Below are 16,562 nucleotides of genomic sequence, written 5' to 3'. Positions count from 1 at the left end.
ACGGCCGACCACCGCCCTGGCCGGCCGCCGCCACCCCGCCCGCCCACCGCCATCCCCTTCACCATCGCCATCGCCCCGGCTCGTCTCGCGTCCCACCAGGTGGCCGAAGCCGAAGCCGACCGAAGTCGAACCTGAACCCGAAGCCGAACCCGAAGCCGAACCAGGGACCGAGGGACCGCCCATGGCCACCAGCCGCCTGCTCCGCTCCACCGCTGCCGTCTTCGCGGCCACCGCTCTGCTGATCTCCGGTTGCTCAGCCCAGAACTCCGCCACCGACACCTCGACACCCCCGGACCGCACCAACGGGGCGAAGGACGAGAACACCGCCCCCGACAGCTCGGTCCCGGCCCTCCAGCCGCTCCCCGCCGCCATCCCGGCCGACCTCAGGCCGTACTACGACCAGAAGCTCAGCTGGCGCGACTGCGGCGTCTCCGGATTCGAGTGCGCGACGATGAAGGCGCCCCTGGACTACGCCGCGCCCAGCGCGAGCACCGACCTGAAACTCGCCGTGGCCCGCAAGAAGGCCACCGGCCCCGGCAGCCGCCTCGGCTCCCTCATGGTCAATCCGGGCGGCCCCGGCGGTTCGGCGATCGACTACCTCCAGCAGTACGCGCCGCAGCCGGCGGCGGTCCGGGCGCGCTACGACATGGTCGCGATGGACCCGCGCGGCGTCGCCCGCAGCGAACCGGTCGAGTGCCTCTCGAACCAGCAGATGGACTCCTACACCCAGACCGACCAGACCCCCGACACCCCGGCCGAGGTCAACAAGCTCACCACCGCCTACCGCGACTTCGCCCAGGGCTGCGAATCCCACTCCGGCAAGCTGCTCCCGCACGTCTCCACCGTCGAAGCGGCCCGTGACATGGATGTGCTGCGCGGCGTCCTGGGCGACAAGAAACTGACCTACGTGGGCGCCTCCTACGGCACCTTCCTGGGAGCCACCTACGCCGGCCTCTACCCCTCCCGGTCCGGCCGGCTCGTCCTCGACGGCGCCATGAACCCCGCGCTGAACTCCCGCACCACCAGCCTCGACCAGACCGCCGGCTTCAACACCGCCTTCACGTCCTTCGCCGCGGACTGCGTCAAGAAGAGCGACTGCCCGCTGGGCACCAAGAGCGCCGACGACGCCGGCCGACAGCTCTCCGCCCTCTTCAAGAAGCTGGACGCGCACCCGGCCGCCACCGGCGAGAGCCGCCCCCTCACCGAGTCCCTCGCCACCACGGGCGTCATCGCCGCCATGTACGACCAGAAGGCATGGCCCGTTCTGCGCGAATACCTCGCCCAGGCGGAGAAGGGCAACGGCCGCGGCCTGCTCACCCTCTCCGACAGCTACTACGAGCGCTCCCCGGACGGCGCCTACGCCAACCAGATGTACGCCAACCCCGCGGTCAACTGCCTCGACCTGCCGCCCGCCTTCACCACCCCCGACCAGGTCCGCGCCGCCCTCCCCAGCTTCCGCAAGGCATCCCCGGTCTTCGGCGACAACTTCGCATGGGCCGCCCTGAACTGCGCGTACTGGCCCGTCAAGGCCACCGGCAGCGTCCACCGCATCGAGGCCAAGGGCGCCGACCCGATCATCGTCGTCGGCACCACCCGCGACCCGGCCACCCCCTACACCTGGGCCAAGGGCCTCGCCGCCCAGCTCTCCAGCGCCACCCTGCTCACCTATGTGGGCGACGGCCACACCGCCTACGGCCGCGGCAGCCAGTGCATCGACACCGCGATCAACACCTACCTCCTCGAAGGCACCACCCCATCCAAGAACACGCGCTGCACGTGACCCACCCCACCCCGCCAGCCGCCCCCTGACCAGCCACTGAACCGGGGACAGAGCACCCCTCGGCGATGTGTAGACTAGGCCGCGCAACACGCCGCCTTAGCTCAGTTGGCCAGAGCAACGCACTCGTAATGCGTAGGTCTCGGGTTCGAATCCCGAAGGCGGCTCGGATTAACCCCAGGACTCACTCGCCGTGACCTGGGGTTTTTCTTTTGCCGGGACTCGGCAGGGCGGAACTCGATGATCTTCGCGCCGTCCTGCGTGCCCGTTGCGTGCCCATCCTGCTCGGCAGCCGCTCCGGTCCGCCCGGCAAGCTGCGCGAGTGCCATCTGCGCGAGGTCCTCGACCGAGCGGCCGTCGCGCTCGGCGGCCTCGACGATCTGCGCGACGAGATGATCGAGAGCCAACTGCGCGACCTGCTCGACGCGAGGCTCGACGGTCGCCTCGGGCGGCGTCGGTTCCGGGCGCCGAGTCCCGCCGCGCGGCACCACGGCGGCTGTCGCCTCGGCGGCCTCGCGAGCAGCCTTCGGCATGACGGACTGATAGATATCCCGGGTGATCCGGCTCTCACTGTGGCCGAGGGTCTCAGACACGATCTTGATGTCGACGCCGGCGGCGAGCATGAGCGATGCGGCGACGTGCCGCAGATCGTGCAGCCGGATCGGGGGAAGGCCCGAGAGTTCGACGAGGCGCTCGAAATAGTCGGTCAACCACCCGGGGTGGATGAACGACCCGTCGTGCATGGTGAACATGCGGCCCGAGTCGACCCACGCCTCGCCGTACGCGATTCGCTCGGCATCCTGCCGCGCGGCCTGCTCGTCGAGTACCTCGTCGGTGTACTCGTCGAGGTCGATAACGCGCTCGCCGCTGTCCGTCTTCGGAGCGTTCTCTACAACCTCCCATCCGTCTTGCACGAGCTGTGTCGCGATGGTCAGCGTTCCCGCAGCGCGGGCCCGGTCCGTGCGGCGCACGCCGCACGCCTCGCCGCGGCGCAGACCTCGGAAAGTGATCAGATGGAACAGCCCGTACAGACGCTCGCCCGTGTCGGCGAGGAAGTCGAGGAACTGCCCGGCCTGTTCCCGCTCTTTAGCGAATGCCCGCCGTACCGCCTCGTCGTCAGTATGTACGGCGCGAGCGAGGAGTCCTTCGACGCGCTCACCCAGCGGCGCGGAGCCTGGAAGGCGTTCCGCCGTGGCATGGACGCCGCCCGTGCCGCAGGGCTGCCGCTGCGTATCAACATCGTCGTCACCGAGGACAACGCGCGCGAGGCCGACGCGATGGCCGCGCTCGCTCGGGAGTGGGGCGTGGAGCACCACGCGTACACCAACATGACCCCGACGATCTACGGCGGCGGCGAACCCCTCCTCGCCCAGTCCGCAGAACACCTTCGCCAGCGCAAGCCATTCGCCGGATGCAACGCCGGCCACACGTTCTTCCATGCCGACCCGCACGCCAGGGTCTCGATCTGCAAGGTCGGCCGTGACGACCAGATCGACCTCATGGCCGAAGGCATTGAAGGACTGCGACGGCTCGGCACGATCGCCGACCGCCTGATGCTTCGCACCGGAGGGTGCGAAGGCTGCGCCCTGTCCGGCACATGCCGGGTCTGCCGTCCCCTGGCCAAGCACTACCAGGAGGCCAGGGCGCCGCTGCACAGCTACTGCCAGCACGGAGACACGGAGAAAAAGAAGGTGACCCCATGACGTCCCGACCCGTACCGGTACCGATCCTGACTGGTCCGCCCAGCGGTGCCCGCCGCGCGGCGCCCCGGGTGGCTTAGGCCGCCGTGACGCTCGTCGCGGACTTGGACGACGTCGTCGAGAGCGCCGAGTGCTCCTGCGGCGCCGGCGACGACAACCCCCACTGATCCAGACCCCCACCCCGACGGTGCTCCGGCCTGTCCCTCCGACAGGCCGGAGCACCCTCACGTACAGCGCTAAGGTGCCCGCATGCTCTTCCGCTGGGACTGGCTTCGCCCCGTGCTCACCGCACCGGTCGTGCCCACCCTCGGCCCCGTCCACCCCCACGTCCTGACCGTGGACCTCTTCGAAGCCACCCTGGTCGCGGCCGCCTCTGAGCGCCACTTCCTGCCGTACGACAAGGATCGCCGCTGGGGCACCGAGAAGCAGGAGGCCGTACTCCTCGACGATGTGGTGCACCACCCCGACCACACGCTCATCCGTACTCTGCTGCCCCGTGGCCGGGGAGCGGTGAAGGTCTTCGCCTACGGCCACCGGGGCGACATCCTCGACCAGGCCGCCGAACTCGCAGCCAAACTCGGTACCGTCCACGGAGCGGCCTTTGCCCGTGTCGTCCGGCCACTAGGCCCAGAGACCACGCATCCATGTGGCGTCCGTATCCAGCTCCAGGACTTCACGGCGAGGCACTGTCCCGCCTCTGCCGGCCCCGTCCGTCGACTCGACGACTGGCCCGCCCACATCCGCGGCACCTTCGCCCAGACCGCGGCCGACGGCTTCGTCTTCCTTGACCGCCAGATGAAGGCCAAGGGGTGTGGGCCGGTCATTGTCGCCGCGCTGGAGGAGAGTGTCGTCGGCGCCATCGGCCCCATGGAGATCCGCCTCGACCCCACCGGCGCTGCTCAGCTCATGCCACAGTACTTCGGCGTGCATCCGCAGGCCCGCGAGCACGGCCTCGGTCGCCACCTATGGCGCGCTGCTATGCACTGGGGCCAGACGCACGGCGCGTCCTATCAGATCCGCCAAACCGAAGTCGGCGGCGCCTCAGACCACTTGTGCCGTGCCGAAAGGCTCACGACGCTCGGGTTCGTGCTTACCCGGATATTGTGACTCGCGCTGCTTTATGCGCCGATTCCATGGTCGTGTTGTCGTCGGCAGCTCTGACCTCTATCGATCCGGCCATATGGCAGCGGTCGGGCCCGGATGATTTTTGGTGATCGGAACCGTAATAACCCCACAGCGCAAAGTTGATGCGCTAAGTCTGCCTGCCGCACAGCCTCTCCGAGCGCCTGGTGCACCCCGACTGGCTTCCAGCGAAGACACGCATGACCAGTGCTGCCAGCCTGCCATCGTTCACTACCCGTCGACCGCCTTCAGCGATATCTCGAGGACCACCGTCACGTCCTCACGGTCCTGAACGCCACCGCCACGCGGTACGCCCAACCGCAGGGCCTCTTGCGTCGACGGCGATGGACGTCGGCCGTACCCACGAGATCACTTACGACTTGACAACGACCCGCCATGGGAGCAGTTCGGATTAACGCTCCGAAACGCCCCAGTCGGCGGAAGGCCGTCCAGGCGAAGGTGCCGCTCAGCCCCTTCTGGTGCTCACCGTTGTAAATGCACACGCGGGAGGCGTGCCGTACCGAAGGGCGAGCTTGATCCATGGAGTGCCTCGGCTGAAGCTAGATCTCCTGATAGGTCGCGATTCGGTCAATTCTTCGACGTGACGGCGGGGATGTTATGGGTGAGTGCGAGGTCTAAGGGTAGGGAAATGTGCAGGAAATGAGCCTATGGAGTCAAAAGTTACTGCCGGGTCGTGAGCGAGAGTGCACCTCTATGATTCTCGCCAAGCTGTGTGCATCAGGTGACACCTGCGGCTTCGTGCATGTGTAGTGACGTCATGAATGATCACGGGGGCGCGCGAACTCCATGGGTCGACGAGGGACTCAAGCGCAGGCTGAAGGCCCTGGCCTGCACAGCGCCCTTGCATGAACTCGATATTCGTAAAGTGAAACTACCGTGGCTAGAAGGTGCTCAGTACCAAATGGCCGAGGTGGCTCTGCAGATCATCGATCACGTGGCTATCGCGATGGACTACGACACTGGAGCGAACCACGAACAGGTCCTGCTCAGGGCTGCGGGTTTCGTCGGCTGGCAGGCGCCGGACCGTCCGGCCGATGAGCACACGCGGGTCGCCGGATGGGTGCTCGACTCCCTGATCAACGTTCGCGACACGGACAGAGGCTTCCGCCGCTACTACGGAGAAGTGGACGGGGCGGGCGCGTATGCGCTGAGGAAGTGGGACTTCAAGCTGATCGAGGAGCGTTCGGACAGCAATGGGGACCTGTATCTGCGTGCCTCCAACGAGGCGCTGAACGTTCTGGTCGGTGCGTTGGACACCGATGTGGAATCAGCTCAGATCGCCGCCGAGGTGAGGTTGCGCAATCTCATCGGCAGAGGGCGGCTGGCCGATGCGAAGGCCGTGGCCGAGCAGGCCCGCATCCGCACCATTCAGTACGCGGAGATCATCCGTGCACAACTCGACGCCACGAGCCGCAATGTGACGACGGTCGACTGGGCGGACGAGATACCGGACCTTCTCAACGAGGCTCTGGACCACGTCGACCACCGGCTCCAGGAAGAGTCCGCGATCGCCCGGTCCGTTTCTACCGAACGTGACCAGTCCGAGGATCCGGCTCGCAGGAGACAGGCTGCCGACCTCGTAGACATTTTGGAGGACTGCGTTCGCCGGCACACCCGGCTGCAGACCCGTTTGCGTGGCGCTCGCACGCTCTTTCTCGACGAACAGGACCGCCAACAGTTCTCTGGCACCGCCCTCAGAGCTCCGGTGGACGTGTACGGCGACCTCCTTCAACCGGTGCTCGGGCTCACGCTGGCCGATGCTTCCCGTCCGGTGCGGTCCTTCTACGAGCATTCAGTGGGGCCGACGATTGATGACCAGTTCTGTCTGGCCACGCTGGTTCCCGCGTTGCTCGCTCCGTCACCCGAACGAGCCCGGTTCACGGGCGAGGAGGAGGAGCCGGAGCTCGTCCCGGTCGTGGAGGTGCGCGGGTACACCGACGAGCAGCAGCACGTCGCCGAGTCCCTGCTCGATCTCTGCGACGAAGCACGACCGTTGTCCGAACTGCTGGAGGAGGCCGCCACGCATGATCCAGAACTTCCTGACCTACTGGTGTTGTTGGCGTTGCGGGCTTTCAGCCCGCAACTGGGCGCGGCGTTGAGCGAGGGGGCCGACCGCGTCCTGCTAGCCGTATCGGCAGGCACCCCCTTGGACAGTCAGGGGTTCGAGGGCGATGACCTGTTGCTGACGTCTGCGGCGTTCGATCGAGTGGCTCTGGACGCCGACCGTCTGGAGAGGCACGGCGGATGATCACGACCATCGAGACCATTGCCGACGACGTGGAGGCCGCGGGCAGGCTCGTCGGCTACGGCTTCAGACCCAAGGTGCGACCCGTGCGCGACAGTGCCTACGCGGCACTCGTGAAGCGCTACGCCGAGGATCCGGACTTCGAGACGCTCGTCACTCGGCTCGCGGCGGGGATGGGGCTGAGGGTCATCGCGGTCACCACGCGTGCCGGAATGGTGCACACCGCGTTGCCAGGATCGGCCTTCGAGACTCGGATGGACCAGTACGCCCGGCAGGTGCGGATGCGGGAGAGCCGTGAGGCCGAACGCATCCTGTACGGCATCACGCACCTGGCTGTCGCGGCCCTGGCCTTCCCCCGGCCCGAGGACTTGGCCGATGACGGCTATCAGGGCAAGGTCCGGGTGTCGTCCATCGACAGGCTCGTGCGATCGGTGTGCCGGGTGCTGGCGGAGCGCGTCGCCGAGAGCGAGGAGTCGCAGGATCCACCGGCCGATGCCCTGGAATTGGAGAGGGCCTGGCGGGCGTACGAGCGTCGGCCCGAAGTCGCCCCCACCAAGGCCGGACGATCAGGGGCATCAGCCACCCGCACCCTCATTGGCCGGGCCCTTGCGCACCTTATCGACCGTGGAATGTTCCACCAGGGCAGAGTCGACTCCGAGGACGGGGAGAAGATCTTCCTCGCCACTCACCGCTACCAGGTTCATGTGCGTGAACTCGCCAGTACACGCGCCTACGGGGAACTGGCGGAACTTGGGGTGCTGCCTCCCATCACTGGGACCCGGACACTCCGCACCACCAGTGCCGAGACGCTGTACGACTAGGAGAACCGTATCCATGTACGAGCTGTCCCGTGTCCGGTTGAGAACAGTCGGACCGGCCGGTGCCCGCTTCCACGACGTCACTCTGGACCTCAGCGGCGCGGGACGCCCAGTGGGCGCTGAGCAAGGAGCCCTCTTCGACACCGCCGCCACCCACCGGCCCTCGCCCGCCAGCCTGATTCTGCTGGAGAACGGGGGTGGGAAGTCCGTGCTGCTCAAGCTCGTCTTCTCCGTCGTCCTTCCCGGACGTCGCCACACCGTGGGCACGACCAATACGCGCGTCGTGGAGAAGTTCGTCATGCCCAAGGACGTCTCCCACATTGTTCTGGAGTGGATGAACCCGCTCACCGGGGAACTGCTGCTCACCGGCAAGGTGCTGGCCTGGCGTAACCAGGTCGCCTCCGAAGTCTCCGACAACCTGCGCGAACGCTGGTACTGCCTACGGCCGAGTGACGAGATCAACCTTGGCACTCTCCCTATGGCGGTCGGTACGAAGTCGCGCACCCTGGATACATACCGGGACGAGCTCCAGGAGGCGTACGCGGCTGACCAGAGCCTGGCCCTGTACTGGACACGGCATCAGGGCGACTGGACGAATCGGCTGCAGCTGCTTGAGCTCGACCCCGAACTCTTTCGCTATCAGCGGGAGATGAACGTCGACGAAGGTGAAGCGGCGAACTGGCTCAAGCTTGATTCGGACGTGAAGTTCGTCGATTTCCTGCTGCGAGCGATCGTCAAGTCCGATGAGATGGACGCTCTGGCGGCGCTGGTCACCGAACATGTGGAGCGGCTCGCCGGCCGTGGGCTGCTTCTCACCGAGCGGGAGTTCGTCGCAGGCGCGCTCGATCTCCTGGGTCCGATCGCTCAACAGGCCGAAACTGCCCGGAAGTCGCGGCGTCGAGCGGAACAGGCCGCTCGCGACGTCGCGGAACTGGGCGGCCGGCTTCGGGTGCGTGCGCGGAACGAGCATGGCGTAGTGCTTGGGCGGCGAGCAATGCTAGTCAAGTCGCAAGAGGAACTTGATGAGCTGACTCGTGCCGCCGAAGGTGCCAAGGCTGTCGTCGCTGAACTGAGGCGCCACTTGGCCGACTTGAAGTACCAGGGGGCTCAGCGGGAGCTGACGGCTATCGAGAAGGGACTGTCCGGGGCGCGAGCCCTTGTTGAGGCGTGGCGAGAAACTTCGACAGTGCATGAGTACGACGACAGCATCGCCCAGGTCAAGGCGTTGACCGATCTCATCGGCGCCGAGGAGGAGAAGGCGCGTCCCGCACTGGAAGAGCGCGACGTCGCGGCCCGCCGCCTGGCGCGCAGCCTGTGGGCGACAGCTGACGAGGCTGCCCAGACCGCCTCCGACGAGCTGAAGCAGGTCTCGACGCGGGAGAAGGAGAAGAGCGCGGCACAAGAGCGTGCCCGCGCGGCGCACCGGGATGCCACGAAGGCCGAAGGCGAGGCCGCCAGATTCGACCAGTTGATCACGCGTCTGAGTGAGGACGTTGAGGCAGCTGTCGCCGACGGTCTGCTGCATGACGCTGCCGCGCTGCCCCGGACCGTGGAGACCGTTCAGGAAGAACGCGACAACACAGCCCAGCGCGTCACAGACCTGGAACGAGAATGGGCGGAACTCGCAGACCGAGAGGCCCTCGCGCAGGACGAGTTGCGGAAGGCCGAGTCGAAGGCGGGCGACTTGCGTGGGCGTCGTGAACAGCTCTCCGTCCGCCTGGACGAGGCCCGGACACAAACAGCGCGCTTGGAGACGACCCCCCGGCTCGTGGCGCTCCTCGACGTGCTGGACATCGACCTCGAACGCGACGTCGCCTCGCTCCTGGAGGCATTGAACACCACACGCCGTGAGGCCGAACGAGAACGGGCTGAGCTGAGGTTCGCCGAGTCCATTGACGAACAGGCACGCCTCGCCTTGGCTGCGGGCGACCTCCTGCCGCCCGCCCAAGTGGTGTCCGATGCCTGTAAGGCTCTTGAGGACGCCAAAGTGGTCGCGGTCCCGGGATGGCGCTACCTCGCAGCCATCCCCGATACCGACCGGCGACGAGGCATCGTGGAGCGACTGCCGCATCTGGCCGCGGGTATCCTCCTCCACGATCCTGACGACATCGACCGGGCCCGGGACGTACTCACGGCACTGCGTCCCCAACCGACTGTCTTCGTGCCGGTTGCGACAACCAGGACCTTCACCGACCCCGAGGCCGAACTGACAGACGGCGTCGAGGTGGTGATCCCGCCCCACCCCGCCCTTTACGACGTGGACGCGGCGGCCGCCGAGCACGAGGCGATCGACGCCCGGCACGCCGTACGCAGCGCCCGGGGCGAAGAGCTGTCGGTCCGCATCGAGCAGGATGGCAACCTGACCTACGCTCTCACGGACTGGCGGACGCGCTACCCCGAAGGCAGCATCCCCGCGCTGACGGAAGAACACTCCGGCGTGGTGCGCGAGCTCACAGCCGCCGATGCGAGGGTGACCGAACGCGAGGAAGTGCTTGAGACGCTCCAGGAGCGGCGGCAGAAAATCAAGGAGGAGCTGCCGCCTCTGCGTGAGACTCGGGACTCGCTCGCCAAACGGCTCGAACGTCTCAAGGAACTCGCCGACCGCAACGGCCACCTGCCGGAGTGGATGGAGCAGGCTTCGTCACAGAAGGAGAGGATGCGGGAGCGCCAGGAAGCTGCCGGGAAGGCGGAGGATGAGGTCACCGAGTTGCAGAAGCTCGTCACGGAGCATCAACGCAGAGCGGACGAATACCAACGCACCGTGCGTTTCGTCAACGACGAACGGGCCAAGCTGCCCGGGAGCGAGGACGTGCGCCGTTCCGATCCCGTTCCCGAACTCTCCGCAGCCTTGCTGCGGAGCACCTACGACCAGGCCGCGGCACGCTATCTCCGTGTTCAGGTCGGGAGCGACCTGTTGGAAGAGCGTGAGCGAGCCAACGAACGTGCCGCCAAAGCGAAGCAGGGCTACTACAAGCTCTCCGAGGAACTCCGCGGCAGGGCGGCCGCACTACTGAAGAGCCCCGAGGGCTCCGATGAAGCGGCACGGGCGACGGCTCTGGAGAGCGCGGACCAGGCGGTACGGGAAGCCGAGACCGTTGCACTCAAGGCGGCAGTGGCCGCGTCCCGCTGTGCGGACGAACTGACAGCTGCAGAAGGTCGCGTGACGACCCCGGTGAAGCTTCCTGAATACCCGGCCGATATCCAGTTCTGCGCCGCGGCCGTCGAGGAAGCCGGTCAACGGCAGACGTCGAGCGTTCGTAAGGCGGCGGACCAACAGGAAGTGCACACCAGGCTTGGACATCAACTGGAGGGTGCCGAGGCATCGGCCAAAGCCTTCCAGTTCATCGTCGACGGATTTACCAAGGACGTGGCCGAAGGCGACGACGAGGCCGCCGACATCGCGCCCTACGAAGGGGATGCGGGCGCTGCCCAGGACCTTGTCACCCGGCTGACCAAGGAACGTGGGACACGTGAAACGAATGCCCACACCGACGAACAGACTCTACGCACGGCAACGGAGAGGCTCACACGCCATGCCGGCGCCGAGGAGTTCAAGGACCTGCACGTTCGCGTGCAGACACAGATTCGTACCGCGGGTTGGGAAACGGTGGCGACCCGTGCCACGGAGTGGTCCGACGCTCTCAGGCCGCGCCTGCGCGCTCTGAATGAGGAGATCGACCAGACGGAGCGGCATCGCACACTGATCGTGCGGAACCTCAAGGCACAGGTCGACAAAGCATTGGCACTGTTGCGCCAGGCGCAGCGGATGTCGCGGCTGCCGGCGAGCCTGGACGACTGGGCCGCTCAGGAATTCCTCCGCTTCCGCTTCACCCCGGCCCAGGACGACTCCGCGCACCTGCACATCGGCGAGGTCATCGATGAGGCGGCGAAGGGCCGTACCGCGGACGGGCGGTCTGTGCGCAGGGACGGGATGTCGTTGCTGCTCGCGGGGGTGAGGGCAGCAGTGCCCAGAGGGTTCCGGATCGACATGCTCAAGCCCGACGCCGTGCTGCGCAACGAGCGCATCAGGGTCTCCGAGATCAAGGACGTCTTCTCGGGCGGGCAACACCTCACGGCAGCCATCCTCTTGTACTGCACCATGGCCGCCCTGCGGGCGAGCAACCGGGGAAGGGAGAGGGACACGCACTCCGGTGTCCTGTTCCTCGACAATCCGATCGGCCGGGCCAACGCGGACTACCTGCTCGCCCTCCAACGCAAGGTCGCCGAGGCACTGGGCGTGCAACTCATCTACACCACAGGGCTGTCCGACGACGGCACACTGAAACGCTTCCCCCTCATCCTGAGGTTGCGCAACGACGCCGATCTCCGGGCGGGGCGCAAGTATCTGACCGTGACCGACCGGATCCAGGAGACGCTAGACGCGTTGCCCGAGTCGGACGGCACGGGCAACGTCACCACCACCAGAATCTTCAAGCGAGAGACGGAGGATGGGCACACCCGTGAAGCACAGGCAGAGTGAGTTCATCCGGCACCTGAGAGCCGGCGCCACCGAGGCGGGCTGGAAAGGCGCACGCAGGACGCGCGTAGTGCTGGACGACATTTGGATCGCATTCCGGAAGGTGAACAACCGTAATCCGGACGGCGAATTCGAACCCCTGCTCATGTCGAGGCTGTTGGACGAACTTGAAGAGCAAGGCCTGATCGAGCAGATGAAGCAACGCACCCGGGACAAAGTTTCTCTGCCTCTCAAGATCTGGCTGTGCGCCACCGCACCCCCGCGACCCCCCGCACCGCCCATGCCACACTGGCACCCCGATCTCTACCGGCTCGCCAGGGAGTGGCCGACGGCCACCCCGAAGCAGCGCTCCGCGTACGTGGCCGTCAACCATTGGCTGATGAGCGATCCGGACCTTTTCCCTGTGCCGCTCCGGGAACGGGCTCTGGAGATCTTCGGAACGTACGGGAGCGAAGCGGACTTTCCCATGCCGGAGAAGACCTTCGACACCCTGCGCTCGGGGCCGATCTTCGGCGAATCCGACCGGCTGCACACGACGCTGCGGACGTTCACGACGCACCCGCCGCTGCTGACAGAGTCGTTCCTGACCGAAATCGGGGACGGCTACTACCAACGTGTCGGCGGCGGAGACATCCTGCTCGTGGTCGAGAACTCGGCCACCTGGTGGTCTCTCGTGCACAGCCTCCCCGACAACCACCGGCTGGGGTACGTCGCCTGGGGGCTTGGCGGCACATTCCGTGCCTCGGTCAACACACTTGCGGACAGGCATGGCATTGCGGAGATCCGCTACTTCGGCGACCTCGATCTCAGCGGGATCCGCATCCCGTACGCGGCATCCAAGACCGCCAGCGAGCGGGGCCTTCCAACGGTCCAGCCCACTGAGCGACTTTACGGCGCGCTACTGGAACTTGGACGCGCACGAGGCGCGAAGGAGAGGGCCATCGATGCGGGGGAGGCTCATGCTCTGGTCCAGTGGATGTCTGCGGCGCACCGGGTGAAGGTGGTCAGCCTCCTCGTCGCCGGTCAGCGCCTGGCACAGGAGTGGGTCAGCTACCGATACCTGACCCGCAATACGGCTTGGCATGCCGACCTCGTTTAATCAGCTGGGTAACTGGTCGTAACACAACAGGAAGCGCCGACGCGAAGGGCAGAAAGCGCAGGCGAAGCGGTGTCGCCTCGAGGAGATGTAGAAGCGGTTCAAGTCGACTCCTGACCTCGTGCGTAGGGTCGGGATTGCGTGAGCGATGCGTGAGCGGACGGGACAGCACCTGTTGGATTGCGCAGCATGTCAGTGAGATTGGCAAGTCCCTGACCAGGAAGAACCGGACCAATAGGGATCACGGAGCAGCACCCGTCACGATCATGCAGGCCCTCGTAATGCGTAGGTCTCGGGTTCGAATCCCGAAGGTAGCTCTGTAGAAGCCTCAGGATTTACTCGCCGTGACCTGGGGCTTTTGTTTTTCCGGGGTGTGGCTCGGGGCATGGTCCTCGCAGATACCCACGGCCACAAACCCCACCAACTCCTCAAGGAAGCCGCAGCCCGGCAGAACTGGCCACTGTCCGCCAACCCGCCGGTTTCCTGATCGGTAAGTCATGGGCGCTGCCGACAAGGTCAGAGAGATCGTCCAGGACCTCACGGGCATGTGGTGGCCCGAGGGTGACGAAGGCGAACTCCGTGAGGCAGCCCGCGCGTGGCGCACCTTTGCCGACGATGTCGAGGACTGCATGGCGGCCTGCCACAAGAATGCCCAGGACGTCGTCGACAACGACAAGGGCGTCGGTAATCGAGGCGTTCGGCGCGTTCTGGAAGAAGTGCCACGGTGGCGGCAAGGGCTATTTCGACGATGTCGCCTCCGCTGTGGGGGACATTGCAGTCGCCAGTGGTGGCGGGCTGGCCCGGGCCCGTGGCGGGCTGCGAGGCCCCGGCTTCGCTTCGCGAAGGTGGCCCTGTGCGAACCGGCCCCCTGGAGTCGCAGCTTTACTCCCCTGACCTGGGGAAACACAGGGCGAGAGAGGGCCGTACGGGACGCTCCTGGGGCGTTCGCGTGGCGGGCCCGGAGGGTTCGGGGCATGTTGGATGGAGAGCCGTATTTCCGGAGGGATGGGCTAGCGGGGCATGCCTGACGCGGGCGCCGTCGTCTGCGGGTGAAGGAACGGGAGGCTCCCGCATGCTGCGGAGATCTACGCGGACGGCCGCCGTCGGGGTCGTCCTCCTGGCCGCGGCGGCGGTGCCGTCATCGGCGTGGTCGTCCGCGTCGGCGTTCGTGCCCGGAGCGGGGGCGCGGTGGGACGCGGGGGCGGGTGGCGCGCCAGTGGTGATAGCGCATCGCGGGGCCTCCCGTTACGCGCCGGAGAACACGCTCGCCGCGGTGGACGCGGCGCACCACCACGGATTCCTCTGGGTCGAGAACGATGTACAGCGCACCAGGGACGGGCAATTGGTGGTGCTGCATGACGCGACACTGGAGCGGACGACCGACGCAGCGAAGATGTTTCCCGGACGGGCGCCGTGGCGGGTCGGTGACTTCACGGCCGCCGAGATCGCGCGGCTGGACGCCGGCAGCTGGTTCGGGAAACGCTTCGCGGGCGAGCGGGTACCGACGCTCGCGGACTATCTGCGCCGTGTGGACCGCAACGGCCAGCGGCTGTTGCTGGAGCTCAAGTCCCCCGAGAAATACCCGGGAATCGAGGCACAGACCATCCGCGAATTGCGAGAGCTGGGGTGGCTGGATCACGCGCACATCAACAGCCGGCTGATCGTTCAGAGCTTCTGTGTGCGGTGCGTGCGGACGGTGCACGAGCTGGTGCCACAGATGCGTACGGGAATTCTCGGCGCACCCGCCGTGAGCGAACTGGCGCACTGCGCGCGGTTCGCCGACCAGATAAACCCCCCTATATCCGCCCTCAGTTCGCGCTGGATAGCGTCCGTGCACCGGCTGCGCGGCCCGCACGGCAGACCGTTGGAGATCTACGCGTGGAACGCGGCGAAGGACGCGAGCGCGCGGACGGCTGCGGAGCGGGGCGTCGACGGCATCATCGTTTAGACAGGGCGTAGTTGGTGAGGGTCTGGCGTCCGCCTCTGCCGCCCGGCGTCCATCCCGAGAAAGCCTGTGAGCAACGGTTTTCCCATATCTGACCACCGAAGGGTGCCGCCCCACCGGCCACGGCAGATGCCGGACGAGACGCTTGGTGGTCGTACGGCACCTGCCGCGTCCACCGGAGATGCGGTGCCATCCGGACTCCCAACGGGCGCTCCAGTTACAGCGGTTCCTGTGGTTCCAGCGGCTTCCGTGGCACCTTCGGTTCCTCGCGTACGGGCCCCGTCTGCGGCCGGAACGCCGTCCCTCGTACGGCGGCGGACGGCGCGTATCGCTCATCGCGACATCCGCCTCACCAGGCGCATGACAGGATGAGCAGTCGTGACGATTCGGGTGCTGGTCGCGGACGACCAAGAGATGGTGCGCCGGGGCCTTCGGCGGATTCTGGCCAACCAGCCGGACATCGAAGTGGTCGGCGAGGCCGCGGACGGGGTGGCCGCGTTGGAAGCGGCGCGGGTGCTCCGCCCGGATGTCGCGCTGGTCGACATCCGTATGCCGCGCATGGACGGCCTGGAGGTCACCCGCCGTCTGGCGGAGGGGATTCCCGCCGACGGTACGCATCCGGAGACGCGAGTCCGGGTTGTGGTCGTGACGACCTTTGACCTCGACGAATACGTGTATCCCGCGCTGCGTTACGGTGCCGCAGGCTTTCTCCTCAAGCGTTCCGGGGCCACGCTTCTGGTGGAGGCGGTACGGGCGGCGATGGCCGGGGACAGCCTCATCAGCCCGTCGATCACCGTACGGCTGCTCCAACACGTCACGGGTAACCGGCCCGCCGGGAAACATTCCACCGGGACCCGTTCCGTGGGGAGGCGTACTGAGGGCCGTTCCATCGGGGACCGGCCCGCTACGGACCGGCCCACCGTGCCGCGGGCCCTGGAGGCGCTGACCGAGCGCGAGACGGAGATCGCCGGCCAGGTGGGCGAGGGCAAGACCAACGCGGACATCGCGCGGGACCTCTTCATCTCGGCAGGCACCGTGAAGACCCACGTCGCCAGCATTCAGCGCAAGCTCGGCGTACGGAACCGGGTCGGCATCGCGGTACACGCCTGGGAGATGGGGTACGTGGGGCGGGAGCGGCCCGAGTGGTGACGTCCGGCAGCGACGGACGGACACGTGGACGGGATGCATGGACCGGACACATGGACCGGACACATGGACCAGGCACATGGACCAGGCACATGGACCAGGCACTTCGGACGTCGCCGCACTCTGATCCATCCCCGCACTCAGGACGCGCCCGCACGCAGGATGTCCCCGTCCCGTCCCGCTTCGTTACACCCCACCCCACCCCACCCCACCCC

8 protein-coding genes, 1 tRNA gene and 2 pseudogenes are annotated in these 16,562 nt (G+C 66.8%); 10 read left to right on the top strand and 1 reads right to left on the bottom strand.

Annotation, left to right across the window (positions count from 1 at the left end):
- Positions 1 to 181: 181 nt before the first annotated feature.
- Together IH09_RS08585 and IH09_RS08580 are read left to right on the top strand one after the other, a co-directional pair.
- Positions 182 to 1,780: an alpha/beta hydrolase gene (locus tag IH09_RS08585; protein ID WP_052855517.1), complete on the top strand. Its 1,599-nt coding sequence runs from the start codon at positions 182 to 184 to the stop codon at positions 1,778 to 1,780.
- 90 nt (positions 1,781 to 1,870) lie between these two features.
- Positions 1,871 to 1,944 (top strand) — tRNA-Thr (locus IH09_RS08580).
- A 426-nt stretch (positions 1,945 to 2,370) separates the two neighbouring features.
- Here the strand turns inward: IH09_RS08580 and IH09_RS39700 are convergent.
- Positions 2,371 to 2,799: pseudogene (locus tag IH09_RS39700) on the bottom strand (tyrosine-type recombinase/integrase); the annotation flags it as partial.
- Positions 2,800 to 2,844: 45 nt separating this feature from the next.
- Between IH09_RS39700 and IH09_RS08570 the strand changes: the two are divergent.
- The 8 genes and pseudogenes from IH09_RS08570 to IH09_RS08535 form a co-directional block, all read left to right on the top strand.
- Positions 2,845 to 3,480 (top strand): annotated as a pseudogene (locus IH09_RS08570) (radical SAM protein); the annotation flags it as partial.
- 246 nt (positions 3,481 to 3,726) lie between these two features.
- Positions 3,727 to 4,584: a GNAT family N-acetyltransferase gene (locus IH09_RS08565; RefSeq protein ID WP_052855516.1), complete on the top strand. Its 858-nt coding sequence runs from the start codon at positions 3,727 to 3,729 to the stop codon at positions 4,582 to 4,584.
- 793 nt (positions 4,585 to 5,377) lie between these two features.
- Positions 5,378 to 6,868 carry a hypothetical protein gene (locus IH09_RS08560; RefSeq protein WP_052855638.1) on the top strand — a complete coding sequence of 497 codons (1,491 nt, stop codon included), beginning with the start codon at positions 5,378 to 5,380 and terminating at the stop codon, positions 6,866 to 6,868.
- Positions 6,865 to 7,686: a hypothetical protein gene (locus IH09_RS08555; RefSeq protein ID WP_052855515.1), complete on the top strand. Its 822-nt coding sequence runs from the start codon at positions 6,865 to 6,867 to the stop codon at positions 7,684 to 7,686. The genes IH09_RS08560 and IH09_RS08555 overlap by 4 nt, the downstream gene beginning before the upstream one ends.
- 13 nt (positions 7,687 to 7,699) lie before the next feature.
- A complete protein-coding gene (locus tag IH09_RS08550; protein ID WP_052855514.1) occupies positions 7,700 to 12,163 on the top strand; it encodes a coiled-coil domain-containing protein in 4,464 nt (1,487 codons plus the stop codon).
- On the top strand, positions 12,144 to 13,259 hold the full coding sequence (locus IH09_RS08545; RefSeq protein WP_052855513.1) for a hypothetical protein: 1,116 nt from the start codon (positions 12,144 to 12,146) through the stop codon (positions 13,257 to 13,259). The genes IH09_RS08550 and IH09_RS08545 overlap by 20 nt, the downstream gene beginning before the upstream one ends.
- A 1,069-nt stretch (positions 13,260 to 14,328) precedes the next feature.
- The gene (locus IH09_RS08540; protein ID WP_052855512.1) at positions 14,329 to 15,204 is read left to right on the top strand and encodes a glycerophosphodiester phosphodiesterase; all 876 of its coding nucleotides are present in this window, start codon (positions 14,329 to 14,331) and stop codon (positions 15,202 to 15,204) included.
- A gap of 375 nt (positions 15,205 to 15,579) precedes the next feature.
- A complete protein-coding gene (locus IH09_RS08535; RefSeq protein ID WP_052855511.1) occupies positions 15,580 to 16,350 on the top strand; it encodes a response regulator in 771 nt (256 codons plus the stop codon).
- The last annotated feature ends 212 nt before the right edge of the window (positions 16,351 to 16,562 follow it).

The sequence above is a fragment of the Streptomyces celluloflavus genome, assembly GCA_000720995.1.
GTDB lineage: Bacteria > Actinomycetota > Actinomycetes > Streptomycetales > Streptomycetaceae > Streptomyces > Streptomyces celluloflavus.
Note: the sequence above shows the minus strand (reverse complement) of the source record. Positions and strands in the feature narration are given on the sequence as shown.

Coding starts and splice junctions, on each gene's coding strand:
- IH09_RS08585 (WP_052855517.1), top strand. CDS start 182: ATGGCCACCAGCCGCCTGCTCCGCTCCACCGCTGCCGTCTTCGCGGCC.
- IH09_RS08565 (WP_052855516.1), top strand. CDS start 3,727: ATGCTCTTCCGCTGGGACTGGCTTCGCCCCGTGCTCACCGCACCGGTC.
- IH09_RS08560 (WP_052855638.1), top strand. CDS start 5,378: ATGAATGATCACGGGGGCGCGCGAACTCCATGGGTCGACGAGGGACTC.
- IH09_RS08555 (WP_052855515.1), top strand. CDS start 6,865: ATGATCACGACCATCGAGACCATTGCCGACGACGTGGAGGCCGCGGGC.
- IH09_RS08550 (WP_052855514.1), top strand. CDS start 7,700: ATGTACGAGCTGTCCCGTGTCCGGTTGAGAACAGTCGGACCGGCCGGT.
- IH09_RS08540 (WP_052855512.1), top strand. CDS start 14,329: ATGCTGCGGAGATCTACGCGGACGGCCGCCGTCGGGGTCGTCCTCCTG.